The sequence below is a fragment of the Bradyrhizobium sp. Crot121 genome, from assembly GCF_059512385.1.
Genome location: NZ_JCAMOR010000281.1, coordinates 1 through 846 on the forward strand (window position 1 = coordinate 1; position 846 = coordinate 846).

At 51.3% G+C, this 846-nt stretch carries 1 protein-coding gene; it reads left to right on the forward strand.

Going from position 1 to position 846, the window contains the following annotated elements; translation table 11 throughout:
• Window positions 1-220 precede the first annotated feature (220 nt).
• Window positions 221-508, forward strand: a complete 288-nt coding sequence (locus tag AC5ZGW_RS46520; protein WP_130232033.1) for a hypothetical protein — start codon at window positions 221-223, stop codon at window positions 506-508.
• Window positions 509-846 lie beyond the last annotated feature (338 nt).

The window sequence follows — 846 nt, forward strand, 5'->3', positions numbered from 1 at the left end:
CGGTGATCTTCGCAATCACCGGACTTACCATGACCGCTCCAGCCTCTCAGGCTTTTGCAGAACCTTCCGCACACTACCTAAAAGCGCCAGCGGTTTGATTCTGATCAAGGAAGTGATCGAACTTTTTAGATAAACTAGCATCGTTCACTCAACCTCAATCGCGAGTTCACTTTGATCTGCAATAAACCCGGAAAACCGATCCCGATCATTAGGAGCACCTATGACAAAGGAAAATACAGCTGGATCCGATGGTCCGTTTACGCCTCCCGAATTGCTAAGATCATTTAATGAAATGCAAAGGAAGATGTCCGCAGTGGCAGCAAAGGAAGTATTGGGATTTGCAGCTTCCCGCCTACAGGACCAAGCCGACTACCTGACGAGTCTTGCCGGCTGCACAAGCTCTTCCGAAGCGCTCAAGTGCCAATGGGACTTCGCGCAGCGGTCGTGGTCGAAATCGCTCATTGACGGATGGAAAATGTTCGATAGCTTCAATGCAAAGAGGCAGTAATGGACTGCGGTTTGAGAGGTAACTTGTCGCGCTGAGGCGGGCTTACAATCAATATCGTCCCTCTATCGACCTGGCGCAGTCACGTTGCGATCGCAATCTTTTTTCTAACGGCGTCAGTATCCCTGCTAAACAGCGGAGCCAACGAGTCGTCCGTGAAGAAGCTCCCAAGTCATTGAGCGGGAGTCGAATTTTGGATCGGAGCGAGGGTCGGGATTGCAAGCTTTTTGGATTTGAAGGCCCGAAAGCTTGCAATTTGATTTCTGGGATTCCGTCGAATCGCGTGTCGTGATTCCGTGGTCGCAACGGAGGGGACGATGCGACCCAAGGAACGACGGGAC

Bases quoted from the DNA above. Each gene is read 5' to 3' on its own strand.
- AC5ZGW_RS46520 (WP_130232033.1), top strand. From the start codon at position 221: ATGACAAAGGAAAATACAGCTGGATCCGATGGTCCGTTTACGCCTCCC.